The organism is Aquabacter sp. L1I39 (assembly GCF_017742835.1).
Taxonomy (GTDB): Bacteria; Pseudomonadota; Alphaproteobacteria; order Rhizobiales; family Xanthobacteraceae; genus L1I39.
The window spans coordinates 3,916,166-3,942,158 of the sequence record NZ_CP072392.1 but is presented as its reverse complement, the minus strand read 5'-3'; the positions used below and the strand labels follow the sequence as shown (position 1 = coordinate 3,942,158).

The window sequence follows — 25,993 nt, the reverse complement described above, 5'->3', positions numbered from 1 at the left end:
CCGCCTCTTGTCGGGCGGAGCTGGAGGCATGATCGTTCAGGTTGACCTATACGGCAAGCCTAGTCCGCAAGGAGCGTCTTTGTGGCCGAAGCGACATCATCCTGCCGCATCAGGCTCTCGCCCACCAGGATGGAGCGGATGCCCACCTCGCGCAGAAGCGCGACGTCGGCGGGCGTGAAGATGCCGCTTTCGCCGATGCAGATCCGGTCCGCCGGCACCCGCGGCGCCAGACGCTGGGAGGTGGCCAGCGATACATCGAAACTGCGCAGGTCGCGATTATTAATGCCCACCAGCGGCGCGCCCAGCGCCAAGGCGCGGTCCAGCTCGGCGTCGTCATGGACCTCGATGATGGCGTCCATGCCGTAATGCAGGGCGGCGGCGTAGAGGTCAGCGGCGAGCGCGTCGTCCACCGAGGCCATGATGATGAGGATGCAGTCCGCCCCCCAGGCGCGGGCCTCCGCCACCTGATAGGTGTCGTGCATGAAATCCTTGCGCAGCACCGGAAGCGCGCAGGCGGCGCGGGCGGCCATCAGGAATTCCGGTGCCCCCTGGAAGGAGGGCGTGTCGGTGAGCACGGAGAGGCACGAGGCCCCGCCCGCCTCATAGGCGGCGGCGAGCGAAGGCGGGTCGAAATCCGGGCGAATGAGCCCCTTGGAGGGGCTCGCCTTCTTGATCTCGGCGATCAGCGCCGTGCGGCCGGCTTCGATGGCGGAACGCAGCGCGCCACCGAAGGGGCGCACGGTCGGGGCGGCCTTCGCGGCCGCTTCCACCTCGGCCAGCGGACGGGCCACCTTGGCGGCGGCGATTTCCTCGAGCTTATAGGCCTCGATCTTGCGCAGGATGTTGGGCTTGGTCATGCTGCCGCCTTGTTGGACGTCTCGATCAGGGCGTCGAGCCGCGCCTTGGCGGCGCCGCTGTCGAGGCTCTGCTGGGCGAGGGCGACGCCCTCTTCAAGGGTTTCGGCCCGGCCGGCCACATGGAGCGCGGCGGCGGCGTTGAGGACGGCCACATCGCGATAGGCATTGCGGGCGCCTTCCAGCACGGCGCGCAGCGCCTGCGCATTATGGGCGGCATCGCCCCCTTTCACCGCCTCGGGGTCGGCGCGTTCCAGGCCGAACTGCTCGGGCCAGATTTCGAAGGTGCGGATGCGCCCTTCGGCGAGCTCGGCAATGTCGGTGGGGCCGCAAATGGTGATCTCGTCCAGCCCGTCCGAGCCGTGCACCACGAAGGCCCGTTCTGAGCCGAGCGTCCGCAGCACTTCCGCCAGCGGCGCAATCCAGGACTTGGCGAACACGCCCACCATCTGGCGCTTCACGCCCGCCGGATTGGAGAGCGGGCCGAGCAGGTTGAAGATGGTGCGCGTGCCCAATTCCACACGGGTGGGGCCCACATGCTTCATGGCCGGATGGTGGCTCGGCGCGAACATGAAGCCGATACCCGTTTCGGCGATGCAGCGGGAAATGCCGGCGGGCGGCAAGTCGATCTTGATGCCGAGCGCCATCAGCACGTCCGCGGAGCCCGACTTGGAGGAGAGCGCCCGATTGCCATGCTTGGCCACGGGCACGCCGGCGCCCGCCACGATGAAGGAGGCGCAGGTGGAAATGTTGTAGGAGCCGGAGGCATCGCCCCCGGTGCCCACCACATCCACCGCCCCGGCGGGCGCGGTCACGGGCAGCATCTTCTCGCGCATGACGGAGACCGCGCCGGCAATCTCCTCCACCGTCTCGCCGCGCACGCGCAGGCCCATGAGCAGCGCGCCCATCTGGGAGGGGGTGGCCTCGCCCGACATCATCTTGTCGAACACATAGGCCGATTCTTCGCGCGTCAGCGCGGCGCCGCTGGCGACCTTCGCCAGGAGGGGGCGGAACAATTCCATGGCGTCAGCTCCCCTGCCTCTTGCCCGCATTGAAGGCGGTGGCAATCTCCAGGAAGTTGCGGATGAGGGCGTGGCCATTCTCCGAGGCGATGCTCTCGGGATGGAACTGCACCCCATGCACCGGATGGGTGCGGTGGGCGAGGCCCATGATGAGCCCATCTTCCGTGTGGGCGGTGACTTCCAGCGCCGCGGGCAAGGTGCCGCGATCCACGATCAGCGAATGATAGCGCGTGGCCTGGAAGGCCCGGTTGAGGCCGCGAAACACCGAGCGCCCCTCGTGATGGATCTGCGACATCTTGCCGTGCATGGGGATCGGCGCCCGGATCACGTCGCCGCCGAACACCTGCCCGATGGCCTGGTGGCCGAGGCACACGCCGAAAAGGGGCACCTCGCCGGCGGCGCGGGCGATGAGGTCGAGGCAGATGCCCGCCTCGCTCGGCGTGCAGGGACCGGGAGAGATAACGATGGCGTCCGGCTTCTCGGCCAGCACCGCCTCCACATCCTTCGCATCGTTGCGATGGACGGTGACGGTGGCCCCCAGCTCTCCGAGATAGTGCCAGAGATTATAGGTGAAGCTGTCGTAATTATCGATCAGCGTAACGGCGGTCATCGGAACTCCAGGCCCGGCGGATCCGGGCAGGCGGCTCGCGCTCCTGATGGCAGCGAGCCGGCCCCGAGTTAATGCGTGCGGTGGCGGCAGGGTCAAGCGCCGCGCCATCGTTCCTTCAGGAAGAGCCGCCGGCCGGTCATTGCCCGCGCCCCGCCCGCGCCGCGAAGCGCACCGCCTCCTCGCCCGCGCGGAACAGGGCCTTGGCCTTGTTCACGCATTCCTGGTGCTCGCTCTGCGGCACGGAATCATAGACGAGGCCCGCGCCCGCCTGCACATACATGCGCCCGTCCTTCACGATGGCGGTGCGCAGCACGATGCAGGTGTCCATCTCGCCATTGGCGCCGAAATAGCCGATGGCGCCGGCATAGATGCCGCGCTTGTCCTTCTCCAGCCCGTCAATGATCTCCATGGCGCGCACCTTGGGCGCGCCGGAGACCGTGCCGGCCGGAAAGCCCGCCGCCAGCGCGTCGAGGGCGTCGAACTTGGGGTCTACCGTGCCTTCCACGTTGGAGACGATGTGCATCACCTGGCTGTAGCGCTCGATGAAGAAGCTGTCGGTGACCTCAACCGTGCCGATCTTGGAAACCCGGCCCACATCGTTGCGGCCGAGATCCAGGAGCATGAGGTGCTCGGCCCGCTCCTTGGGGTCGGCCAGAAGCTCGGTGGCCAGCGCCTCGTCCTCGCCATGGGTGGCGCCGCGCTTGCGGGTGCCGGCAATGGGGCGAATGGTGACCTTGCCGCCGCGCAGCCGCACCAGGATTTCCGGGCTGGAGCACACAACCGAGAAGCCGGCAAAGTTCAGATAGACCAGGAACGGCGCCGGATTGACCCGCCGCAGCGCCCGGTAGAGGGCGAAGGGCGGCAGGGTGAAGGGGCTCTCGAAGCGCTGGGAGAGCACCACCTGGAAGATGTCGCCGGCGCGGATGAACTCCTTCGCCTTCTCCACCATGGCGCAGAATTCGGCCTCCGAGGTGTTGGAGACCTGGTCCACATGGCCGTGGAAGGGTTCGGGCGCGGGATGGGAGATGGAGCGCTCCAAAGCGGCCACCACCTGGTCGAGCCGCTCCAGCGCCGCCTCGAACGCGGCCTTGGCTGAAACGCCGTCCACCGGGCGCACAGGGGTGACGGCGGTCAGCTCGTCCTTGACCGCGTCGAACACCACCATGAGGGTGGGGCGAATGAGGAGGGCCTCGGGCACGCCGATGGGATCGGGCTTAGCGGGGGCGAGCCGCTCCATCTGCCGCACCATGTCATAGCCGAGATAGCCAAACACGCCCGCCGCCATGGGCGGTGCGCCCTCGGGCAACGCGATAGCCGACTCGGCGAGCAGCGCGCGCAGCGCCTTGAGAGGTGGCTCCGCGCACGGCTCGAACGCATCCGCATCCTTCAGGGCGGTGCGGTTGATCTCCGCCTTGTCGCCATGGGCGCGCCAGATCACGTCGGGTGCATAGCCGATCATGGAATAGCGCCCGCGCGTCTCCCCACCCTCCACCGATTCCAGGAGGAAGGCGTTGGGCAGGTCGCCGGCGATCTTCAGGAAGGCCGAGACGGGCGTCTCCAGGTCCGCCACGAGGGTGGTGGAGACGACCTGGGCCTCCCCCCGGGCATAGCGCCGGGAAAAGGCCTCGAAATCGGTGGGTGCGTTCATGGCCGGGCTCAGTTTCCGCTGCCGCCGATGGCGAGCAGGTAGGACCGCTCATTGATGGAGACGCCCACCTCCTTGCGCAGCTGCGCCACATACTGGTTGAGCACGTCGCCTTCCAGCTGCTGGCCGAGCTGAGCCTCCAGGCGCGCATCGAGCGCTGTGTCGGGCGGCACGGTCTCGCTGGTCACCTGGAACAGGATGCGCTCGGCCGGCACTGTGCCGGAGGTGACACCCGCCTCGTTCAGCTTGGCGTCGAACATGGCCTGCACGGCGACGGCGGGGAAATCGCTGGTGGTGCGGCCCCGCTGGAGGCCGGCCTGGGTCTTCACCTCAAGACCGGCGGCGGCGGCCACGTCCGCCAGGGACTTGCCGCCCTTGACCTCGGCCAACAGAGCCTCGGCCTTGGCGCTCACGGCCTTGACGGTCTCGTCTTCGGTCCAGCGGGACTTGACCAGGTCCTTCACCTCGTCGAAGGGCCGCTCGCGGGCCGGGGTGATCTCCTTCACCTCGTACCAGACATAGCCGCCATTCTGGGGCAGTTGCACCGGATCGGTCTCGACGCCGGGTTGGGCGGAGAAGGCGCCGGACACCACGTCGGCACGGCCTGGAATGTCGGTGACCTCGGCGCCGGAGGGATCACGGCCGGACCGGTCCACTGCGTCCACGCTTTCCAGCGGCAGGCCCACCTTCTGGGCCACCTCGGCAAGGGTGGACCCGGAGGCGCGCTCGTCCTCGATGGCATCATGCTTGTCCAGAAGCTCCCGGCGGGCACGCTCCAAAGCGATCTCCTGGTGAAGCTGGGGGGCCACCTGTTCCAGCGGCTGCTGCGCGCCAGGCTCAATCTTCGCCACATGGACGAGGGCGGTGCCGAAGGCGCCCTCCACGGGGGCGCTGGTGCCGCCTTCCGGAAGCGCGAAGGCGGCGTCTGCCACCTTCGGGTCGATGAGCTCGGCCTTGGCCACGGTGCCGAGGCTGATGTCCTTGTCGCTCAGCTTGCGCGCCTGCGCGATCTCCTCGAACGTCGCCCCGCCCTTGATCTTCTCGGCCGCGGCCTCAGCGTCCTGGGTGGAGGGAAAGACGATCTGCTGCAGGGTGCGCTTCTCGGGCGTGCCGAATCGGCCGGGATTGGCGTCATAGGCCGCCTTCACGTCGGCGTCCGACACCTGGATCCAGGGCGCCAGCGTCGCAGGCGTCAGCGCCAGATAGGCAACCGTGCGATACTCCGGCGCGCGGAAGGTGATCTTGTGCGCGTCATAGAAGGCCTTGAGCTGCTCCTCGGTGGGCTCGGGCAGGGCGCCGGCCGCCCCGGGTCCCACGGCGACATAGGAGACGTCGCGCTGCTGGGTCTCGTAGCGATGGATCAGGTCCCGCAGCACGGCGGGCGCGGCGACGCTGCCGCCGAAGGACTCCACCAGTTGCTCGCGCAGCTTGCGCTGGCGCTCCAGGCCGATGAAGCGCTCCTCCGTCAGGCCGTTCGCGCGCAGGAGCTGGCCGAAATAGGCGGGGTCGAAGGCGGTCGCGCCCTGGGGGCGGAAAGCGGGATTGTCGCGGATCTCGCGGGCGATCTCGTCGTCCGACAAAGCCAGGCCGAGGCGCTTGGCCTGGTCGTCGAGGGCGGTCTCGGCGATCATCTGGTCGAGGATCTGCCGGTCGAGACCGAAGGCCCGGGCCTGCTCGGGGGTGATGACGCGCCCCGCCTGGCGGCTGACGCGCTGCAATTGGTTGAGGTACTGCTGCCGGAAGGCGTCCATGGAAATCTCGGTGTCGCCCACCTTGGCCACCGCATTCGCACCATAGGTGCGAAAGACGTCGGCGACGCCCCAGATCACGAAGCTCAGGGTGAGAATGGCGAGAAATCCCTTGGCGATAAAGCCCGAGGCGCCTTTGCGGAGTGTCTGAAGTACCATCGTCCCGACTGACTTGAGATGGGCGACCGGAGGCCCGGCGCAGAAGGCGCGCATCATAGGGAGGGGCCTTCCTCCCCGCAACGGCGCAGAACGGCGTGTTTGCAGTGCCTTTCGACCTCTGCTAACCGCACGGAAACGCGACATGAAACCGGAGATGCCGATGCCCGCCGCCCGCCGCCCGCTTGTAGCCGGAAACTGGAAGATGAACGGCATGAAGCATTCCGGCGCCGAACTCATCGCCATGGCGGACGGCTATGATGCCGCGCTGAAGGACAAGGCGGACCTCCTCATCTGCCCGCCCGCGACCCTCGTCGCGCTGCTGGCCGCCGAGACCACCGGCTCCGGCATCGCCATTGGCGGCCAGGACTGCCACGCCAAGGCCTCCGGCGCCCATACCGGCGACCTTTCGGCGGAAATGCTCAAGGACGCCGGCGCCAGTTTCGTGATCGTCGGCCACAGCGAGCGCCGCACCGACCATTGCGAGAGCGATGCGGTGGTCCGCGCCAAGGCCGAGGCGGCCTGGCGGGCAGGCCTCACCGCTGTGGTCTGCGTGGGCGAGACCCGGCAGGAACGCGAGGGCGGCTCCGCTCTTGCGGTGGTGGCGGCCCAAGTGCGCGGCTCGGTGCCGGCCGGGGCGAGCGGGGCGAACCTGGTCGTGGCCTATGAGCCGGTCTGGGCCATCGGCACCGGCCTCGTCCCGACCGTGGGCGACGTGGAAGAAATGCACGGGGAGATTCGCAAAGTGCTTGCCGAAGCGCTGGGCGAGGAGGCCGGCAAGGTGCGCATTCTCTATGGCGGCTCCGTGAAGCCCGACAATGCGCCCACCTTGCTGAAGGCGGCGGATGTGGATGGCGCCCTGGTCGGCGGCGCCAGCCTGAAGGCTAGCGATTTCCTGGCCATCGCAAAGGCTTACGCCTGACGCCTCAGGCTTTGTGTCAGCTTGTCGAAGATGCTGCGGCGGCCGGGCAAACCGGCCGCCGCTTTGCGATCACTGGGTGGCCATGGGGCTGAAATTGGTCGCCTGGAGCAGCTGCTTGATGATCGACAGCTCGCTGCCGGAGGTGGGCGTCGTCTGGCTGACGAAGTCGAACACCTTGCCGTCCTGCAGGCCGTAGTTGGCGATGCGGGCCACGCGGCGATTCTTATCGAAATAGACGGCCAGAACCTTCTGCTCGATGATCTCGGGCTTCAGGAAGGCCACCTTCTGCTGCACCTGGGAGATGTAGAAGAAGACATCGCCGTTCAGCACCGAGACGGTGGACGGCGTGCCGAGCACGAGGAGCACCTGTTCCTGGCTCGACCCCACCGGGATCTGCTCCAACGCACCCTCGCTCAGCACATAGCCGCGCTGATAGGTGCGCACCACGCCCGAAAGGGTGGTGCCCGAACCCGTGGTCAGGGCCGGCGTGCCGCTGCAGGCGGTCAGGAAAGTGGAGACCGCGGCGGCGCCGATGAGGGCGCCCGTGCGCAGAAGGCCACGCCTCGGGGAGGACGAAGTGTCGGGTGCACCGATCTTCAACTGCATTGACGCCACGCCATGTCCCTCGTTCGAGCGGGAAGATCGGCCTTGGCCGCGCCCCTCCGCGCTCCGTTGATTCCCATCCGGCGGGGCCCAAGGCGGGCTGTCGCCGATTTGTCATGTGCCGCCGGGTTGCCCCCACCCGTCGCCATTCGCGCCCTTGCCACACGCAAGCGGGCGCGCTACGCCCGAAACGGGCTCAAGCAGGCGCATTATCGTCCGCCTCGCCCCGCGCGCACACCCTGCAGGACGTAATGCTCAAGCTGTTTCGCCGAAACAAGACCCCCGATACCATCGAGCGGCTGTATGGCGCGATCGTGGCACAGGCGCGGCAGCCTGCCTTCTATATGGAGTTGGGCGTTCCCGATACGGTCGAAGGGCGGTTCGAGTTGCTGCTGCTGCACACCTTCCTGGTCTGCCACCGCCTGAAAGGGGAGGGGGAGGCCGGGCAGGACATGTCACAGAAGGTCTTCGATGCCTTTCTGGACGACATGGACCGTACCTTGCGCGAAATGGGAATCGGCGACCTGTCCGTTCCCAAGCGCATGAAAAAGATCGGCCAGGCCTTCTATGGCCGCACCGCAGCCTATGACGCAGCCCTGACCGGCGGCGTACAGGCCCTGCGGGACGCGCTGGCACGGAACGTTCTGGAAGCCGATCCCTCTCTTCCTCAAGCGCACGCCCTCGCAACCTATGTGGAGGCTGCGCGCGATGGGCTCGCAGCCCAGCCGATGGCTCGATTTTCAAACGGCGAGGCCGCGTTCCCGCCACTCTCGCAGGATAAGGTCGAGGACCATGCCTGAGATTCCCCTCACCCACAAAGTCCGCATCGCGGAGCTGTCGCCCTCCGGAACGACCGTGCGCGTCGTGCCCACCGCCGAGGAGCGGGCCGCGCTCGCCCGCCATGTGGGCGTGCTGGACTTACTCGACCTCCAGTTGGAGGCCACTCTCGTGCCGCGCCGCGACGGCGCGCTGGTGACCGGGCGGCTGAAGGCGACGGTGCGGGTGACCTCGGTGGTGTCGCTGGAGCCCTTCGACGATCAGGTGGACGAGACGTTCGAGGTGGAATTCGCCCCGCCCGAAGAGGTGGCCGCCTTCGAGGCCGCCGAAGAGGAGGACGCCGACGGCGAGGCCCTGCGCGATCCCCCCGACGCCCTTGTGGATGGCGCCGTGGACCTCGGCGCGCTCGCCACCGAGTTCCTGTCGCTCGGCCTCGACCCCTATCCCCGTCGTCCGGGGGAGGTGTTCGAGACGCACCAGGAGGGGCCGGCGGACGAATCGCCCTTTGCCGCGCTGGCGAAGCTGAAGGGGAAATCGTGACCGGCAGGCCCACTCTTCCCGGGTGCGCGCGCCGGCGCAGTTGCGGCCCGAATTTCACACGTTATTGTCCGCCCGCCATGCGGCATGCCCGCGCCGCGCAGGATCGACTGGAACCCTCGAAGACATGACTGCCCCGGTTCGCATAGCCATCGACGCCATGGGCGGCGATCACGGCCCCGAGGTCGTGATTCCCGGCGTCGCCATCGCCCAGAGCCGGCACCCGGACATGAGCCTCATCCTGTTCGGGAACGAGGCGCGGGTGAAGGCGGTGCTCGCGCGCTATCCCGCGCTCGCCGCAGTCAGCAAGGTGGTCCACACTGAGGTGGTCGTGGGCATGGACGACAAGCCCAGCCAAGCCCTTCGTGCCGGACGCTATCGCTCCTCCATGTGGCGCGCCATCGACGCGGTGAAGACCGGCGATGCGGATGCCGCCGTCTCGGCCGGCAATACCGGCGCGCTCATGGCCATGGCGAAGGTTAATCTGCGTACCATGCCCGGCATCGGCCGTCCGGCCATCGCGGCCATCTGGCCGACGCTGAAGGGCGAGAGCATCGTGCTCGACATGGGCGCCTCCATCGGCGCCACCGCCCAGAGCCTGGTGGAGATGGCCATCATGGGCTCGGCCATGGCGCGCACAGTACTCAACATCGCCCGCCCCACCGTCGGCCTGCTGAATGTGGGCGTGGAAGAGATCAAGGGCGTCGAGGAAGTGAAGGAGGCCGGCCGCATCCTCAAGGAGGATACGCAGCCCGACATGGCCTATCACGGCTTCGTCGAAGGCAATGACATCGGTGCCGGCACCGTCGACGTGGTGGTCACCGAGGGCTTTTCCGGCAATATCGCGCTGAAGACCGCCGAGGGCACGGCCAAGCAGCTGGCCACCTATCTGCGCTCCGCCATGAGCCGCACCTGGCGGGCACGCATCGGCTATCTGCTCGCCCGCGACGCCTTCAAGGCGCTGCGTGAGAAGATGGATCCCCGCCGCTCCAATGGCGGCGTGTTCCTCGGCTTGAACGGCGTCGTCATCAAGAGCCATGGTGGCACCGACGCGGAAGGCTTCGCCGCCGCGGTGGACGTGGGCTATGACATGATCCGCCACCAGCTGCTGACCCGTATCGAAACGAGCCTCCTCAGCCGCCGTCTGCCCGTCACGGGCGCGCCGGCTGTCCAGGCGGCCGAAGCGGAAGAACAATCGTGACCTTAAAGACTTCCTTGGTGCAGGGCGTCGGTTCGTACCTGCCCGAGACGGTTCTGACCAATGCGGATCTGGCGCAGCGGGTGGATACGTCCGACGAGTGGATCGTCCAGCGCACGGGCATCCGCCAGCGCTATGTCGCCGCCGAGGGGGAATATACCTCCGATCTGGCGCGCAAAGCGGCCGAGCGCGCCATGGCGGATGCCGGGGTGACCGCTGCGGACATCGACCTCGTCATCCTGGCCACCTCCACGCCCGACCAGACCTTCCCGGCCACCGCGGCCACCGTGCAGGCGGAACTGGGCATCGTGAACGGCGCCGCCTTCGATCTCCAGGCGGTGTGCTCGGGCTTTGTCTTCGCCCTCGCCACGGCCGACGCGCACCTGCGCACGGGGGCCTTCAAGCGGGCTTTGGTGATCGGTGCCGAGACCTTCTCCCGCATTCTCGACTGGGAAGACCGGGGCACCTGCGTCCTGTTCGGCGACGGAGCCGGCGCGGTGGTGGTCGAGGCGGTGGACGCGGACAGGAGCGCGGGCCGGGGCATCCTGACCTCTCACCTGCGCTGTGACGGACGCCACCGCTCCAAGCTCTATGTGGATGGCGGCCCCTCCACCACGGGCACGGTGGGCCACCTGCGCATGGAAGGCCGCGAGGTCTTCAAGCATGCGGTGGGCATGATTACCGATGTGATCGTGGACGCCTTCGCCGCGACCGGCGAGAGCGCTGAGACCATCGACTGGTTCGTGCCCCATCAGGCCAATCGCCGGATCATCGATGCCAGCGCCCAGAAGCTGGGCATCGCACCGGAAAAGGTGGTGACGACCGTTGACCGGCATGGTAATACCTCTGCCGCCTCCATTCCGCTGGCGCTGGACACCGCCTGCAAGGATGGGCGCATCAAGAAGGGCGATCTCGTCCTGCTTGAGGCCATGGGCGGGGGCTTCACCTGGGGCTCCGTACTGGTACGGTGGTGAAAAGGCGTGGTAAATGCGCCATTAAGCCCGTTGACCGCGCTTGCAGAAAGTCGATAGGGTCATTTCATCATTACTCTCTTGGGGCCGGGGAGAAACATGGCTGGTCGGACCGTCACGCGTGCTGATCTTTGCGAGGCCGTGTACCAGCAGGTTGGGTTGTCCCGAACCGAGTCTGCGGCCCTCGTCGAGTCCGTCCTCAAGGAGATTGCCGACTGCCTCGCCCGCGGCGAGACGGTGAAGCTGTCCTCGTTCGGCTCCTTCGTCGTCCGCTCCAAGGGCCAGCGGATCGGTCGCAATCCGAAGACGGGCGAAGAAGTCCCCATCGAACCGCGCCGCGTCATGGTCTTCAAGCCGTCCAGCATCTTGAAGAATCGCATCAACGGGCGCACATCGGACGAGAGCGACAGCGACTGATCGGGAACGGGCGGGACGTGCCGGACGCAAGGACAGCCGACAAATCTCCGGACGCCTTCCGCACCATCAGCGAAGTGGCGGAGGAGCTCGGCCTTCCCCAGCACGTGCTGCGCTTCTGGGAAACCAAGTTCACCCAGATCCGCCCCGTCAAGCGCGCCGGCGGTCGCCGCTTCTACCGCCCGGACGACATCGTCCTGCTGCGCGGCATCCAGCACCTGCTCTATGGGGAAGGCTACACCATCAAGGGTGTGCAGAAGATCCTCAAGGACAATGGCGTGCGCCACGTCCAGGGCATCGGTGTCGAGGCGGACGGCGCTCCCATTCATTCTTCCGAGCCGGAAGAGAGCGCCCCGCGCAAGCCGCGCGGGGGCATGGTGGGCGGGCTGCTGGGCCTGATCCCCGGCCGCAAGGCGCCCCCACCACAACCCGATTACGATCCGCTTGAAGAGCCGCCGCTTCCCTTCATGGACGAGGGTTTCCGCGCTGCGCCCCGAGTGGAACCGGGCCTCGACGCGCCTCGGGCGCGCGATGATTACCCGGTCTCCCGCGCCGCCGGGCCCCCGCCTTTCCCAGAGGGAGACGGTGAGGACGACGATTACCGCGCGCATGAAGCCTATGAGACGCCTCATCCCCGCGCCGGTGGGGCAGGGGGGCACATGGCGTCCCGCGCCGCCGCCGCGCGTCAGGAGCAGGCCCGGCACGAGACGTTGCGCCAGCCGCCGTCGCGCGTGGAGCCCCGCTTCGAGCCTGACCCGCCGGAGCAGTTCCACTTTTCCGCGCCGCCGGATGATGCGGGCTATGGGCAGCCACCGCTCCCCGAGGCCGATGAGGGCTTCGGCTATGAGGAGCCCGCTTTCACGCCCCTTCCGCCGGCCCCCGCGGCGCCCCCGGTGCGCGAGGCGAACGCGGGGCCGCAGCGTCGGCCAAGCCGTGGCCCCGCCGCCCGCACGCCCGAGCCGCCGCCCGTGCCGGAACTGGAGGACCCGCTCCTTCCCTTTTTCGACGACGCGCCGCTGGAGCCGCCGGCCCAGCAGATTTCCGAGCCCCTTGAGGCCCGAATCCGCCGCATGAAGGAACGGGAAGAACCGGCATTCATGTCCCAGCCCGTCCCGCCGCAGCCCGTCTCCCACGGAACGGACATTCCGTCACGCGAGCCGCGTACAGGCGAGCACTGGAGTGGCACGGAGCCGCCGCGCGCGCCGCATCGGGGGCCGCTGCGCGCACCGCCCGAGGAGGTGTTCGCGGAGGACGAGACGGATTTCGAGGCGCGGGAGGCGTTCGCGCCCGATGGCACCCGGGTGCCCCGGCCAGAGCCTCGCCACGGACCGCCTGAGCAGTATCTTCCCCCGCATCTGCGCTCTGACCCGCGCCTGACGACGCCTGGCGCCGTGCCCGTGCTCTCGCGGGAAGATGTGGCTCGCCTGCAGGGCGCGCTGCACGAATTGGGGGAATGCCGTCGCCTGCTCGACCAGGTGCTGGATCCGGAGCCCGGCCGGCGCTCCTGAACGGCAAGAAAAGAGGGGCGACCGAAACGGTTGTTCCGGTCGCCCTCTGAAAGGTGGTCCCTGCCGCCGTCAGGCGCGGCCGCAGGTCCAGGAGGTCAGGGACGGAGGAGGCGGTCCTTCCGGGCAAAGGCCCAGGGGACACCACCGACTCATCCGGCGCTGGAGGATCGAAGGGTCAATCGGAAGAGGAACCTGCCGAGGCGGTCCGCTGGGCCTTCTCGCCCTTCTGGCCGGCCGCAGCCGCGCCGAAGAGATTGAAGGCGGGGGCTTCATCCTTTACCACCGCGACCTTGACCTTGGTCAGGCCATGGCCGGTGAAGCCCAGTTCGCTTGCCGCGGCGCGCGAGACATCGATGATGCGGCCGCGAATGAAGGGACCCCGGTCATTGATACGCACGATGACCGACTTCCCGTTTCTCAGATTGGTAACTTTGACCTTTGTGTTGAATGGCAGGGAACGGTGGGCCGCAGTCAGGGCACCCGGATTGAAGCGCTCGCCGCTGGCAGTGCCCCGCCCTTGCCAGTAATATGAGGCGATTCCGGTCTGTTCGGGATCAGCCTTGGCAGGGTGGGCGGCGGCGCTCGCGGCGATCGCAAAACATCCGAGCAAAAACCCCTTCCGTAACTCCATACCCTCGACCTCCTTGTCGTTAAAGGAGATCGTCGAATGACCGCGCAATGCGGCAGCATTGTCACGCGGGTGAAGCAAAATAATGACAATATGGGCGTTTGCGCCGTATTGGTACCGTTCTTCTGGCCCTACGGAAGGGATGTTGCCTCAATATCACACAATAAGTTAACAGTCGCACTGATTACATTTGGATGATCTCTTTTATTCTTCACCGTTACTGATCAGTCCGCATTTTGTACACGCGTCGTCAACAACTCGCCTCCGCGCTCAAGAACCGGATAAGCAGTGCCCGAGACCAGGTGCGCATTGATTCGCTTGAGGTCCCGCACAACGTCCAGCTGCATTCCCATGGCTTCCGCCGTGTCTGAGCGCCCCGCCCGCAGACGGGCCAGATGCTCTTGATTGGCCTTGCTTTCCAGGTCCCGGAAGATGGTCTTTTCCGCCGCCAACAACCGCGCCGCACGGGGGTCGTCGGTGACGAACAGGGCGGCCGCGGTGCGCAGATTGCCCGTTAACCGGTCAAAGACCTGACCCAACTCGTCACGGGCCGTATCGGAGAAGGCCAGGCCGCGCTTCAGCCTTTTGGAGGCGAGGGTCAGCAGGCTGGTGTCGATCACGTCACCCGCCTGTTCCATATTGGTGACGAAAGCCAAGATCTCCTCCACCCGCCGCTGGTCGCTATCGCTCAGGGTCTCCGGATCGAGGGACAGGAGATAGGAGCGGATGGCGCTGGTCAGGCTATCAAGCACATCGTCGAGCCGCCGGGCTTCCTCCAGCCGCCCGCCATTGTCCTTCTCCAGGGCCAGGCGCGTGCACTGGATCATGGTTTCGAGAATGTCGGCGAGGCGCAGCGCCTCGCGCGCCGCATTGCCGATGGCCACCACGGGGGTCTCAGCCGCCGCCGGATTCAGATAGAGCGGTTGGGAGGGGTCAGCGTCGGCCACCCGGTTTGGAAACAGGCGTTTCAGCAGCCGGGAAAAGGGCGCCAGGAACGGCAGGAAGGACACGGCCAGGACGAGATTGAACAGGGTGTGAAAGTCGGCGACGCCGCGCGCCGTGTCGTATTGGTAGCGGACAAATGCCTGCGAAATGGGATCGAGCAGCGCCAGGACCACCACCACGCCCACCAGACGGTTGATGAGGTTGCCCACGGGCATGCGGCGGGAGGACGGATCAAGGCCGCTGGAGGCCTCCAGAACCGGATTGAGCGCGCTCCCCAGATTGGCGCCCAGCACCATGGCGAACGCCGCCTCCGGCGGCACCACGCCCTTGGTGGCCAGCGACATGGCCAGCAGCACGATGGCCACCGAGGAATGAGCCACCCAGGTCAGCAGCGCCGCTGTCAGCATGGCCACGAAAGGCGCGGTGGAGATGGCCCCCATCAGCAGGCGCAGGCTCGGCGCATCCTCATAGGGCGTGATGAGCTCGATGAGCCGGTGCAGGGACATGAGCATGAGCCCGAGCCCCACCAGCACCTTTCCCAGGTCGCGCGGCATGCCGGAGGCGGCGCGGCGATACAATACCACGCCCACCAGGATGAGCGCCGGCGCCACCGCCGCCACATCGAAGGACAGCACCTGCACCACCAGCGTGGTGCCCACATTGGCGCCCAGCATCACGGCCAGCGCCGGCACCAGATCCACCACGCCCGTTGCGGCAAACCCCGCCACCATGAGGCCGGTGGCCGTGCTGCTTTGCAGGATCGCCGTCACCCCAAGGCCGGCGAAGAAGGCATGGAATCGGGTCTTGAGGGCACCGGCCAGCACCGTGCGCAAGCGCGGGCCGAAGGCGCGCATGACGCCGCTCTGCACCATGTGCGTGCCCCATAAGAGCAGGGCGATGCAGCCGGCAAGGTCGAGGAGGGTTACTGGAAAAGGCATGGCCTCGCTCGTCTCACGGTGAGGAGCGACCATGGCATGCGGCGCATTCCGGTCAAACCGTCAAAGGCACCCCCAGCCCCCCGCGCAGCCCCGTTGTGCACAGGCAAGACCAACGAAGTGCGTTGGAGGGCTTGTCGTCCCCGCCATCATAGTCTAATACCCGCCTCCACGTCGGAGCGTAGCGCAGCCCGGTTAGCGCACTAGTCTGGGGGACTAGGGGTCGGAGGTTCAAATCCTCTCGCTCCGACCATTCAAATCCTTGAAGATTAAAACCCGAAAGCGCCGCAAGGCGCTTTTCGCGTTTCTGGGGCCGGAAACCGGCTCAAGACCATCCACCTTGCCCGCGCCGTGCGGATGGGCATCCCGGCATTCACGGGACCGCGCCTGTGCGTTCCGGCTTTATTCCCGCCGCTCGCGTTGCGGGCCAATCCACCGGTGCTCTAGATTGGGCGCGCGAACCGGCACCGGCAAAACCGGGCCGTCCCTCTCCGCCTTTTTGGAGAGACGTATCGCCCTCAAACCGGGACGGTGCGGGCAGATTCGGCGCGGGGAGGGGGCGTGATGCCCCCATAGGGTGATCGAGCACGGGCATGACGCTGGACTTCACGATTCTCGGCTGCGGTTCCTCTGGCGGAGTGCCGCGGGTAGGGCAGGGATGGGGCGCATGCGACCCGGGCAATCCGCGCAACCGCCGTCGCCGCTGCTCCCTCCTGGTGCGCAGGGGTGGCCCGGACGGCGTCACCACCGTGCTGGTGGACACCTCGCCGGACCTGAGGGAACAATTGCTCGATGCGGGCGTCACGCAGCTCGATGGCGTGCTCTTCACGCACGAGCATGCGGACCACACCCACGGCATCGACGATTTGCGGCCGCTCGCCATCATGCACAGGCGCCGGCTGGATGTTTATGTGGACGAAGAGACATCAAAGGCGCTTCACCACCGTTTCGGATACTGCTTCGCGACGCCACCCGGAGGGGTCTATCCGCCCATCCTCACCGAGCACCGCTTCCATGAGGGGCGGCCCATCCAGGTGGATGGGGCAGGGGGACCGATCGTCGCCCTGCCGTTTCGCCAGCGGCATGGCGAGATCGATTCCTTCGGCTTCCGCTTCGGCGACGTGGCCTATTCCAGTGACGTGAACGCCTTTCCGGAGAACAGCCTGAAGCATCTGGCCGGGCTCGACGTGTGGATCATCGACGCCTTGCGGGAGCACCCCCATCCCAGCCACTTCACGCTTCGTGAGGCACTGGACCATGTGGCGCTGATGAAGCCCCGGCAGGCCATCCTCACCAACCTGCATACCGACCTGGACTATGCGACGGTTGCGGCCTCCGTGCCGGCCCATGTGGTGCCGGCCTACGACATGATGACCTTTTCCTCGCCCCCCCCTGACGACGGCACGCCCGGCTGACGACGCGCCGAACGGCATATCCGTGGACCTGCGCAGCATGTCTCCGAATGCGTATGATCCACGTCCCGCCCTCATCGGTCCGGCGTCCCGTCCTCAGCGGCAGCGCTGCAGGTGGACGTCGGCGGTGAGGAGCCGGACGCGTCGCCCTGGGCCAACTGCACCGGCGGACAGGACCTGACAGAGCGGCGGGCAAGGGCATCACCCGGAACGACCCGCGGCCGCTGCCATTTTGCGGGACACGTCGTTCGCGCCTGGGACCACCAGCGTCCCGTCCAAAGCGGCCCATCATCCTCAGCCCAGCACATTGCGCGCAGCCTCAACGGCTCTGCAGCGCGATGGGCGTCGGCTCCCAGCCATGCGGCCGCCCGCCCATTTGGGGCCACGCCACGGATTAGAAAATCGGGGGAAAAATGTGTTCCATAATATCTCTTCTGCGAATCATGGATTGGGCGAATGTGAAGTGTCCGGCCTTCCGTCTCCCCTGCATCCCCTGAGTCGGACAGACGCGCCCTGCCCTGGCCTGCCGGGCAGGATGCATTGGATAGGTCCAACGGCAACCTCATACCCGCCGCTGCTGCCGGTGGCGCCGCCTCGGTCCGGTGCCATCAGCGGCGAAAGCCGGCTGCGGAGGTCCAATCCGGCGCATGGGCTTTTTTGCGGTTTTCAGGCCCTTCGCCGCCCAATGATACGACTGTGACTGTGCGTTTGCGCGTGAGGCGCAAAAAAGGCCCCCGACCGTGGGCGGAGGCCTCATAATCTCGCGGCTGGGCCTTTTGGCGCCGACCGGGTCACTCGGCGGCAGTGAGGGTCGCGGCCGACGTCTTCTCGCCCTGCGGACGGCCGACGCTCTCATAGATGAACCCGGCCTTCTCCATCTCGTCGGGACGATAGATGTTCCGGAGGTCGATGATGATGGGGTGGTTCAGGATTTGCTTCAGGCGGTCCAGGTCGAGGGCGCGGAAGGCGTCCCACTCTGTCACGATCACCAGGCAATCGGCGCCCTCGGCGATCTCATAGGGCCCCACCCCATATTCCACGCCGGCCGGCAGCACCTTGCGGGCCTCGTCCATACCTTCGGGGTCATAGGCGCGCACCTTCATGCCACGATCCATCAGCGCGTTGATGATGGAAATGGCCGGGCTGTCACGCATGTCGTCGGTGTTGGGCTTGAAGGTCAGGCCCAGGATGGCCGCCGTCTTGCCGCGCACATCGCCACCGAGCGCCGCGACCACCTTCCGGCTCATGGCCATCTTGCGCACCTCATTGACGGTGACGACCGTCTCGATGATGCGCAGCGGTGTACCGGCCTGCTGGGCGGTGCGGGTGAGCGCCAGCGTGTCCTTCGGGAAGCAGGAGCCGCCATAGCCAGGGCCGGCATGGAGGAACTTGGAGCCGATCCGGTTGTCGAGACCGATGCCGCGCGCCACTTCCTGGACGTTGGCGCCCACCTGCTCGCACAGATCCGCCATTTCGTTGATGAAGGTGATCTTCATCGCCAGGAAGGCGTTGCCCGCATATTTGATCAGCTCGGACGTGCGCCGGCTGGTGAAAAGGATCGGCAGGTTGTTGAGCGACAGCGGACGATAGAGGCCGGACATGACCTCCTTCGCGCGGGGCTCCTCGGTGCCCACAACCACGCGGTCGGGGCGCTTGAAGTCCTCAATGGCGGCGCCTTCGCGCAGGAATTCGGGGTTCGACACCACCGAGATATCCGCGTCGGGACGGGTCTCGCGAATGATGCGCTCCACCTCGTCGCCGGTACCCACCGGCACCGTCGACTTGGTGACTACCACCGTGTAGCCCTCAGCCACGCTCGCGATCTCGCGCGCGGCAGCATAGACATAGGACAGGTCCGCGTGGCCGTCGCCGCGGCGGGACGGCGTGCCCACCGCGATGAACACCGCGTCCGCTTCCTTGACGGCCTCGGTCAGGTCGATGGCGAACTTAAGCCGGCCGGCCGCCACGTTGCGGTGCACAAGCTCGTCCAAACCCGGCTCGAAGATCGGGATCTTACCCTCTTCGAGCATGGCGATCTTGCGAGCGTCCTTGTCGATACAGGTAACGTGATGGCCGAAATCGGCAAAGCACGCGCCGGAAACCAGCCCCACATATCCCGTCCCAATCATCGCAACGCGCATGGTAGATCCATCATCCTTGGTCGCTGGAAGGTGCTGCTTATCCTTATACTCACTTTCCGCGCCGCGCACCCCCGACTTGATGCGCTGCAAGATGAAAAATTCTGGCCAAAGATTACAGCAGCTGAGCGCTTGCCATGGTGCGCCGGCTAAAATGCCCTTCGGTCATTTTGCTGCACATGCTCAGTCGCTCGCCGTTTCAATCACTTGGGAAGGCGGTACTCAGGTCCAGGCCATTTTACCCTTCGGGAAGATCGGCAGACCCGCCACCATGAAGGCGACCGCCCTCGCCTGCTGCGCCACCTGCTGATTCAGCCGTCCGGCCGCGTCCCGGAACCGGCGCGCGAGGACGTTGTCGGGGACGATGCCCAACCCCACCTCGTTGGAGACCACCACAGTGGGCGCGTCCCGCGCCGCAAGGGCCTCCAAAAGGCGACTCGCCTCATCTTTCAAGTCATGATCCGCGAGCAAGTGATTGGAAAGCCATAAGGTCAGGCAATCGATGAGAATCGGCTGGGCCTGCGGCAGGCGCCGGATCACGCCAGCCAGATCGAGCGGTGCGTCATAGGTGGTCCATTGCGGGCCACGCTCCGCGCGGTGGCGCGCAATGCGATCGGCCATCTCCGCATCATAGGCTTCGGCGGTGGCGAGGAAGGCATAAGGCCCCGGCAGTTCCTCAACCAGGCGCTGGGCAAAGCCGCTCTTGCCGGAACGGGCGCCTCCCAGCACGAAGATCAGATTGGGATTCTCCCGTACGGCCATGGCTTCCCCCATCTGGTGCGTCATCCGCCGCGACAGCCCTCCCCGGCAAGCGCGCGATCCGCCGTGTTTTCAGCGCGTTCCAGCGATCAGCAGAGACGGGGGAAGCGGTTCCTCACCCGCCCTTTCACCTTGGCCGCATCAACTGCGCGCCTTCGCCACCAAGGCGGAGGTGGATCGGCCCGCCACAAGGTCCGCGAGCACCAGCCGACCGCCGGCGGCAATCACCTCCTTGGCGCCCACCACGTCTTGCGGCCGGTAATCGGCGCCCTTCACGAGCACGTCGGGCATCAGGGCGACAATGGTCTCCAGCGGCGTATCCTCCTCGAACACCACCACCAGATCCACGCAGCGCATGGCGCCCATGACGCGCGCCCGCGCCGCTTCGTCCTGGACCGGACGGGTGGGGCCCTTGAGGCGCTGAACCGAGGCATCGGAATTCAGCCCCACCACCAGCCGATCGCCTTCGCGGGCGGCGGCTTCCAGCATGGCCACATGGCCGGGATGGATCAGGTCGAAGCAGCCATTGGTGAAGACCACGCGCGCTCCGCTCGCCTTCCAGCGGGCTACAATCTCCCTTGCTTCGGCGCGGGGGACGCAGGCGCCGGGTGGGACCGCCCCCTCCAGCGATTGCGCCAGGGCATCCGCCAGTTCCGCGCGTGTCACCACCGCCGTGCCGAGCTTGGCCACCGCCAGGGCCGCGGCCGCATTGGCGATGCGCACCGCCACTTCCAGCGGCTGGCCGCACGCCAGCGACATGCCGAGCGCCGCCAGCACCGTGTCGCCGGCGCCGGACACGTCGAATACCTCGCGGGCCTGGGCCGGAATATGGAGCACGCTGCCCGAGCGGCGCCACAGGGTCATGCCCTTTTCCGCACGGGTCACCAGCACATCGCCGCCAAACTGCGCCGCCGCAGCAGCTGCCGCCTCTGCGGCCTGTGTGTCGGTGTCGTCAGCAAGCCCGGTTGCCTCGGCAAGCTCCCGGCGGTTGGGCGTGACGAGAGAGGCGCCCCGGTACGCCTCGAAGGTCCGGCGCTTGGGATCGACGATCACCGGCACGCCACGCGCCTTGGCCGCCGCCATGGCCGCCGCGATGACCGCGTCGCCCAGCACGCCCTTGGCATAATCGGAGAGGATCACCACCGACGCCTTGGCGATCGCCGCTTCCACCGCCGCGATCAGCGCCTTGACCACCGCCGCGTCGGGCGCGCGCGTGTCCTCGGCGTCGATGCGCACGATCTGCTGGCGCCCGCTCATGACGCGGGTCTTGGTGATGGTTGGCCGGTCCGGATCGGTGATGAGACCCGAGAGATCAATGGCGGGATGGCGGGCGAGGGCGGTGTGCAGGTCCCCTGCCCGGCTGTCCTCTCCCACAAGCCCCACCAGATGCACTGGCGCGCCCAAAGCCGCCGCATTCGCGGCAACGTTGGCGGCGCCGCCGGGCACGATGCGCTCGACGCCGTGCACGAGAACCGGCACCGGCGCCTCGGGGGAGATGCGGGAGACGGACCCGGATATGTAATGGTCCACCATGACATCGCCGATGATGGCGACGGGGCCCGGTGGGTGTTGGGTCAGCATGAGCGAGCCTTCAGATGGGTCGCGCCGTCAGGCGTTGCGGCCGCGCAGATATTCGGTGACGTAGCGCCGGACCCCCTCCTCCAGCGCCGTGAAGGGCCGATCGTAGCCGGCGGCACGCAGCTTGGTCATGTCCGCCTGGGTGAAATACTGGTAGGCGTTCCGGATGCTCTCCGGCATGTCCACATAATCGATGCGGGCCGGCTGCCCCACGGCCGAGAACACCGCCCGCGCCAGGTCCGCGAAGCTGCGCGCCGCGCCCGTGCCCACATTGAAGATGCCGGAGACGGAGGGCGTCTCGAACAGCCAGCGCACCACGTCCACGCAATCGCCCACATAGACGAAGTCGCGCAGCTGCCCGCCATCCTCATATTGGGGCACATGGGACTTGAAGAGCGTCACCGCGCCGCCCTCCCGGGCGGTGGGGTAGATCTTGTTGATGACCGAGCGCATGTCGCCCTTATGGTCCTCGCGCGGACCATAGACATTGAAGAAGCGCAGGCCCGCCCATTGGGGCGGCGTCGGGCGCCCGGCCTCCACGTCCGCCACGAAGCGGCGGTCCGCCATCAGCTTGCTCCAGCCATAGGCATTGAGCGGTGCCTGGGCGGCGAGCGCCGTGGGGCTCTGGTCGTCGGTGAACCCGCCGGCGCCGTTCCCGTAAGTCGCGGCGGAGGAGGCATAGATGAAGCGCAGCCCCTTGCGCGCGCACAACTCCCACAGATCCAGCGTGGGGCGGATGTTGCGGGCGACGATGCGGTCCCCGTCCCGCTCGGTGGTGGCAGAGATGGCGCCCATGTGGACCACCAGCGCCACCCGGCCCGCCTCGCGCTCCAGAAAGTCCAGCGTGGCCTCGGGGCGGATCACGTCATCCAGCAGGATGTCGGCGATGTTGCGCCATTTCGGGCCGTCCTCCAGCCAGTCCGCCACCACCACACGCGCCCCTTCGGACGCAAAGGCACGGGCGATGTTGGCGCCGATGAACCCCGCCCCGCCGGTGACGAGGACGGTGTCGCGGACGAGCGGACGGGACATAAGACGGCTCCCGGAAAACAAGGCGGACCCTGTGCCACGCGATGACGGGACTTGTCCAGAGCCGGGCCGGTGCGGCTCACCGGCCATCCGCATGGCCAAGCCGCAGCACATTGAGCGCGCGCCAGGCGTCCTGGGCCTTGTGGTCGGCAAGGCAAGGCGGGCCTTCCACCGTTTCCGGCGCGATGCGGCAGCGCGCCTTTTCGCAGGGCGCGCAGGGCCGGAAGGAGCGAAGTTCCAGCACCTTTCGGCCATAAAGGCCGGTGAGGCGCGTGTCGGTGGGACCGTAGAGGCCGACCGTGGGCAGGCCGAGGGCAGCCGCCATGTGGCCGAGGCCCGAATCCACGCTCACCACGCCCGATGCGCCGGCGAGCACAGGAACCAGCTGGTCCAGCGGGCCGGGCGGGACGATCTGGATTCCCGGCAGGCCCTCCGCGATAGCGACGGCCCGCCGGCTTTCCGCCTCGCCTTGCGCGAACAGGCGGCAATCGAAGCCGGCCTTGTCCGCAAGCGTGGCCAGCGCGCGCCAATGGGCGACGGTCCAGGTCTTGGTGGGCCAGGTGGTGCCGTGCAGAAGCATGAGATAGGGGCGCGTCCCCGGCGCCGGGGGTACCGAAAGCCCGGCGTCGATGGGCAGGCCCTCCAGATCATAGGACAAGGCGCCGGCGAACAGGCGCCGGATCCGGAGCGCCATGTGCTCCACTTCCGGGATCGCATGGGTGTGGTCGTAAAAGAGGCTGGCCATGCCCTCCCTGGCACTGGCCCGATCAAAGCCGTGGCGGGTGCCGCGGGCGCGGCGCGCGACCAGCGCGCTCTTCAGCAGGCCCTGGGCATCGATGACCACGTCATAGGGCTCGTCCGCGAGCGAGGCTCCCAGGCGGGCCCAGTCCCCGTTGCGCCACGCGGTGAGCGGCGCCTTGCGCAGGCGGCGCAGCGGCACGGGAATGGCGCGGCGCACCGCCGGGTGCAGCTTCACCAGGGGGACGAAGGCCTCTTCCACCGCCCAATCCGCCACCAGGCCCGGAATGCGGCTGGCGGCATCGGTGAGGGCGGGAAAGGTGTGCACCACGTCCCCGAGGGAGGACAGCTTGACCACCAGGATCTTCATGGCCTCATGCCCGCACGCGAACGGCGGCGGCCATAACTTCGGCCGGGGTGATGGCCTCGAAGCAGGCAAGGGTGCCGAGCGGGCATTCCCGCTTAAAGCAGGGCCGGCAGGGCAAATCGTGCGAGACCACCAGGGCCTTCGGGGCGGTGGGGGGCGTCATCGTCTCGGAGCTGGAGCCGTAGAGGACCACCAGCGGCCGATCGAGCGCGCCGGCCACATGCATGAGGCCGGAATCGTTGGAGACCACCACGTCGGACGCCGCGAGAAGCGCCGCCGCCTCGATGAGGCTGGTACGGCCCGCCAGATCGTCCACGGGGACGCCGGCGACGCGGGCGATTTCTTCCGCGATGGGCGCATCCTTCGGCCCGCCGAACAGGCGCACGCGATAGCCGGCGGCGACCGCCGTGGCCGCCAGCCGGCCAAACTTTTCCGCCGGCCACCGTTTGGCCGGCCCATATTCGGCGCCGGGGCACAGCGCCATCACCGGCCCCTCCCCGGCCAAGGGAAAGCGGCCTTCCGCCGCCTCCCGCGCACCGTCGGGCAGAACGAGGCGCGGGCGGGGCGAGGTCATCTGGTCGCCGCGCGGGGCGCCCAGGGCCACGAAGCGGTCGATGGTCCGGGCGGTCTTGCGAGCGCTGTCGTCCCGCGCCTCGGTCAAAAGCAGACTGCGACCCTCGGCGGCATAGCCGATGCGCTCGGGAATGCGGGCGGCGAACGGCACGATGGCGGCCTTGAAGGCGCGCGGCAGGATGATGGCCGTGCCATATCCCTCTCCGCGCAACGCCTTGCCGGCGCGCCAGCGGGCCATGAGGCCCAGTTCGCCATGGCCGAGCCCCAGCGGAATGGTGCGCCGGACGCCTCGGATGAGACGCGCGATAGGCAAAGCGGCGGGGGGCGCGATGACGTCGATGGGCCGGCCGGGATCACGGGTCCGCAGGCTCTCGATCAGGCTCGCGGCCATCACCATGTCGCCGACCCAGGAGGGCCCGACCAGCAGGATGGGCGATACGGAACCGAATGCACGCATGGGGATCTCGACCGGGGCCGACCGGGCGCCGCCGTGGCGCGGGGGTGCTTCCGGCGAACCCTTCCTCGCCCTCTTGGCAAGGGGACGGCCCGCCGTCAAGGCACGGGCGTCATCGTTCGGGCACAGCCATGCACCAATGGCGGGACGCCGCACGGCGGGGGAGCTGGAGGAGGAAAGCGGCGGGACGACTGGGCCCGGCCGCGCAAAGCAGAAGGGGCACCGGCTGTGCGCCGATGCCCCTTGAAAACAGCGCCGAGAAGCGGCGGCGTCAGGCCGCCTTGGTGAAGGTCTTCTCAACCGTGGCCTTGATCGGCTCGGAGCTTTCCGTGGCGATCTTCTGGGCCAGAGTGGACAGCTCCTTGGCCTGGGCCTGGAGGCTCTCATACTGCTGGCGCAGATGGGTGGTGGACAGCTCGACCGCCTCGGCGGTGGACTTGGCACCCAGCACGGACGCGAAGAAGTCGAACGCCGAATTCACGTTGGTGCGCAGGATCTCGAGCGACTTCACATTGTATTCCGCAACGCCCTTGGTGGCGGTGGAATAGGTGCCCTCGAAGGCTTCAGTGGTCTGCTCGGCAGCCGTCTTGAACTTCTCGTAATTGCCGCGCGCCGCCACCACGCTCTTCTCAGCGAAGTCACGGAAGGGCGCGGGAACCTCGAACTTGCCGAAGGCGCCGCTGGCAGCGGCCATCTGGTCCTGGAACGCTTTGGTGAATTCGTTCATGGCTTCCTCGGTGCGGTAACAAATCCCTGACTGCGATCCGCTTGCCCTAACCCATCGGCTGGATGTGAAATCCAGAATAGGCGGAACCCGATCGTCAACCTCTATGGGATCATAGCGCACCAAGTGTGCGGCACAAAATGATTTTTGCGCCGCACAATCGATTTTATCGCACTTGCGGCAAACCCTGCCGCGCGGACCGACCTCAATAGGTCTGGTCAGAGCCGGGCGGCGTGGTCGCCTTTTGCGCGGCGTCCTTGGTGGCCTTCATGGCCGCGGCCTGGAATTCCTCGGCAGCGGTCTTGGCCTGCTGGGCGGCGGCGGTGCCGAGCGCCTGCACCCGCTCGGCGAGCGCGCGGGCATGCTCGTCCAGGGTGCGGGCGGTGGATTCGCCCAGCGAACGGGCATCATTGCCAAGCGAGGCCGCCTGCGACGCCACGGCCTCCACCTGCTTTTTCAGGAACTCCGCCTGGAGGGTGAACACTTCCTGTGGGCTCTTGGCCTGGACGAGCTTGCCCAGGAAGTCGAAGGAGGCGGAGACATTGGCCTCCACGAGGCCAAGCGTCTTCTGGCGCAGTTCCTTTACGCCGGTGCGCACCTCCTCCAGGCGGCCCTCTGATTCTCCGACCGCCGTCCGCGCGGTGTCGAAGAGCGTGTCGAAGGCCTGGCGCGCCTGGGCCACATTCTTTTCGGCAAGGGCCCGCAACTCGGGCGGCAGTTCGAGGTCGGGACCGAATTTCGCAGTCAT

The 25,993-nt window shown here is 67.4% G+C and carries 23 protein-coding genes, 1 tRNA gene and 1 pseudogene; 9 read left to right on the top strand and 16 right to left on the bottom strand.

The genetic code is table 11. The annotated features are described in order from the left end of the window. Positions 1-59: 59 nt before the first annotated feature. The 5 genes from trpC to J5J86_RS17810 form a co-directional block, all read right to left on the bottom strand. Positions 60-857 (bottom strand): indole-3-glycerol phosphate synthase TrpC, encoded by a 798-nt coding sequence (gene trpC / locus J5J86_RS17830; RefSeq protein ID WP_209100423.1) that lies wholly within the window; start codon positions 855-857, stop codon positions 60-62. Continuing rightward, complete coding sequence (trpD, locus tag J5J86_RS17825; protein ID WP_209100421.1) at positions 854-1,876, bottom strand: anthranilate phosphoribosyltransferase; 1,023 nt, start codon at positions 1,874-1,876, stop codon at positions 854-856. The genes trpC and trpD overlap by 4 nt, the downstream gene beginning before the upstream one ends. Positions 1,877-1,880: 4 nt before the next feature. Continuing rightward, positions 1,881-2,486: an anthranilate synthase component II gene (locus J5J86_RS17820; protein WP_209100419.1), complete on the bottom strand. Its 606-nt coding sequence runs from the start codon at positions 2,484-2,486 to the stop codon at positions 1,881-1,883. Between the two features lie 136 nt (positions 2,487-2,622). Continuing rightward, on the bottom strand, positions 2,623-4,134 hold the full coding sequence (gene trpE / locus J5J86_RS17815; protein WP_209100417.1) for an anthranilate synthase component I: 1,512 nt from the start codon (positions 4,132-4,134) through the stop codon (positions 2,623-2,625). An 8-nt stretch (positions 4,135-4,142) separates the two neighbouring features. Beyond that, positions 4,143-6,038 carry a peptidylprolyl isomerase gene (locus tag J5J86_RS17810; RefSeq protein ID WP_209100410.1) on the bottom strand — a complete coding sequence of 632 codons (1,896 nt, stop codon included), beginning with the start codon at positions 6,036-6,038 and terminating at the stop codon, positions 4,143-4,145. Between the two features lie 160 nt (positions 6,039-6,198). Between J5J86_RS17810 and tpiA the strand changes: the two genes are divergently transcribed. Next, a complete protein-coding gene (gene tpiA, locus J5J86_RS17805) occupies positions 6,199-6,957 on the top strand; it encodes a triose-phosphate isomerase (RefSeq protein WP_209105434.1) in 759 nt (252 codons plus the stop codon). Positions 6,958-7,026: 69 nt separating this feature from the next. Here tpiA and J5J86_RS17800 read toward each other — a convergent pair whose 3' ends face one another. Further along, entirely contained in the window at positions 7,027-7,563 is a 537-nt protein-coding gene (locus J5J86_RS17800; protein WP_209100408.1) for an outer membrane protein assembly factor BamE, read from the bottom strand. Positions 7,564-7,811: 248 nt separating this feature from the next. On the opposite strand from J5J86_RS17800, the gene J5J86_RS17795 reads away from it, so the two are divergent. The 6 genes and pseudogenes from J5J86_RS17795 to J5J86_RS24485 all read left to right on the top strand — a co-directional run. Beyond that, complete coding sequence (locus tag J5J86_RS17795; protein ID WP_209100400.1) at positions 7,812-8,360, top strand: ubiquinol-cytochrome C chaperone family protein; 549 nt, start codon at positions 7,812-7,814, stop codon at positions 8,358-8,360. Beyond that, the gene (locus tag J5J86_RS17790; RefSeq protein ID WP_209100398.1) at positions 8,353-8,877 is read left to right on the top strand and encodes a YceD family protein; all 525 of its coding nucleotides are present in this window, start codon (positions 8,353-8,355) and stop codon (positions 8,875-8,877) included. Before J5J86_RS17795 ends, J5J86_RS17790 begins: the two co-directional genes overlap by 8 nt. Before the next feature lie 124 nt (positions 8,878-9,001). Further along, the gene (plsX, locus tag J5J86_RS17785; protein WP_209100395.1) at positions 9,002-10,075 is read left to right on the top strand and encodes a phosphate acyltransferase PlsX; all 1,074 of its coding nucleotides are present in this window, start codon (positions 9,002-9,004) and stop codon (positions 10,073-10,075) included. Further along, on the top strand, positions 10,072-11,046 hold the full coding sequence (locus tag J5J86_RS17780) for a beta-ketoacyl-ACP synthase III (RefSeq protein ID WP_209100393.1): 975 nt from the start codon (positions 10,072-10,074) through the stop codon (positions 11,044-11,046). Before plsX ends, J5J86_RS17780 begins: the two co-directional genes overlap by 4 nt. A gap of 96 nt (positions 11,047-11,142) precedes the next feature. Next, complete coding sequence (locus J5J86_RS17775; protein ID WP_209100391.1) at positions 11,143-11,460, top strand: integration host factor subunit alpha; 318 nt, start codon at positions 11,143-11,145, stop codon at positions 11,458-11,460. A gap of 17 nt (positions 11,461-11,477) precedes the next feature. Further along, a pseudogene (locus tag J5J86_RS24485) lies at positions 11,478-11,736 on the top strand (MerR family transcriptional regulator); the annotation flags it as partial. A 1,404-nt stretch (positions 11,737-13,140) separates the two neighbouring features. Here the strand turns inward: J5J86_RS24485 and J5J86_RS17765 are convergent. After that, positions 13,141-13,644 carry a septal ring lytic transglycosylase RlpA family protein gene (locus tag J5J86_RS17765; protein WP_342449114.1) on the bottom strand — a complete coding sequence of 168 codons (504 nt, stop codon included), beginning with the start codon at positions 13,642-13,644 and terminating at the stop codon, positions 13,141-13,143. A 173-nt stretch (positions 13,645-13,817) separates the two neighbouring features. Further along, positions 13,818-15,476 carry a Na/Pi cotransporter family protein gene (locus J5J86_RS17760; protein ID WP_209100387.1) on the bottom strand — a complete coding sequence of 553 codons (1,659 nt, stop codon included), beginning with the start codon at positions 15,474-15,476 and terminating at the stop codon, positions 13,818-13,820. Between the two features lie 172 nt (positions 15,477-15,648). Here J5J86_RS17760 and J5J86_RS17755 point away from each other — a divergent pair. Both J5J86_RS17755 and J5J86_RS17750 read left to right on the top strand, forming a co-directional pair. After that, a tRNA-Pro gene (locus J5J86_RS17755) sits at positions 15,649-15,726 on the top strand. Between the two features lie 340 nt (positions 15,727-16,066). Then, complete coding sequence (locus tag J5J86_RS17750; protein WP_209100385.1) at positions 16,067-16,888, top strand: MBL fold metallo-hydrolase; 822 nt, start codon at positions 16,067-16,069, stop codon at positions 16,886-16,888. A gap of 788 nt (positions 16,889-17,676) precedes the next feature. Here the strand turns inward: J5J86_RS17750 and J5J86_RS17745 are convergent. From J5J86_RS17745 to J5J86_RS17710, 8 genes are all read right to left on the bottom strand, one after another. Further along, positions 17,677-19,026 carry a UDP-glucose dehydrogenase family protein gene (locus J5J86_RS17745; RefSeq protein ID WP_209100383.1) on the bottom strand — a complete coding sequence of 450 codons (1,350 nt, stop codon included), beginning with the start codon at positions 19,024-19,026 and terminating at the stop codon, positions 17,677-17,679. Between the two features lie 219 nt (positions 19,027-19,245). Further along, on the bottom strand, positions 19,246-19,809 hold the full coding sequence (cobU, locus tag J5J86_RS17740; protein ID WP_247657679.1) for a bifunctional adenosylcobinamide kinase/adenosylcobinamide-phosphate guanylyltransferase: 564 nt from the start codon (positions 19,807-19,809) through the stop codon (positions 19,246-19,248). Positions 19,810-19,923: 114 nt separating this feature from the next. Further along, positions 19,924-21,363 carry a D-glycero-beta-D-manno-heptose-7-phosphate kinase gene (rfaE1, locus tag J5J86_RS17735; protein WP_209100382.1) on the bottom strand — a complete coding sequence of 480 codons (1,440 nt, stop codon included), beginning with the start codon at positions 21,361-21,363 and terminating at the stop codon, positions 19,924-19,926. Between the two features lie 27 nt (positions 21,364-21,390). Next, positions 21,391-22,392, bottom strand: coding sequence for an ADP-glyceromanno-heptose 6-epimerase (gene rfaD / locus J5J86_RS17730; RefSeq protein WP_209100380.1), 1,002 nt, complete (start codon positions 22,390-22,392; stop codon positions 21,391-21,393). A gap of 76 nt (positions 22,393-22,468) precedes the next feature. Then, positions 22,469-23,497 carry a lipopolysaccharide heptosyltransferase I gene (gene waaC / locus J5J86_RS17725; protein ID WP_209100378.1) on the bottom strand — a complete coding sequence of 343 codons (1,029 nt, stop codon included), beginning with the start codon at positions 23,495-23,497 and terminating at the stop codon, positions 22,469-22,471. Between the two features lie 4 nt (positions 23,498-23,501). Next, positions 23,502-24,524: a lipopolysaccharide heptosyltransferase II gene (waaF, locus tag J5J86_RS17720; protein ID WP_209100376.1), complete on the bottom strand. Its 1,023-nt coding sequence runs from the start codon at positions 24,522-24,524 to the stop codon at positions 23,502-23,504. A 268-nt stretch (positions 24,525-24,792) separates the two neighbouring features. Further along, entirely contained in the window at positions 24,793-25,248 is a 456-nt protein-coding gene (locus tag J5J86_RS17715; RefSeq protein ID WP_209100374.1) for a phasin, read from the bottom strand. A 202-nt stretch (positions 25,249-25,450) separates the two neighbouring features. Further along, positions 25,451-25,993: a phasin family protein gene (locus J5J86_RS17710; RefSeq protein ID WP_209100372.1), complete on the bottom strand. Its 543-nt coding sequence runs from the start codon at positions 25,991-25,993 to the stop codon at positions 25,451-25,453.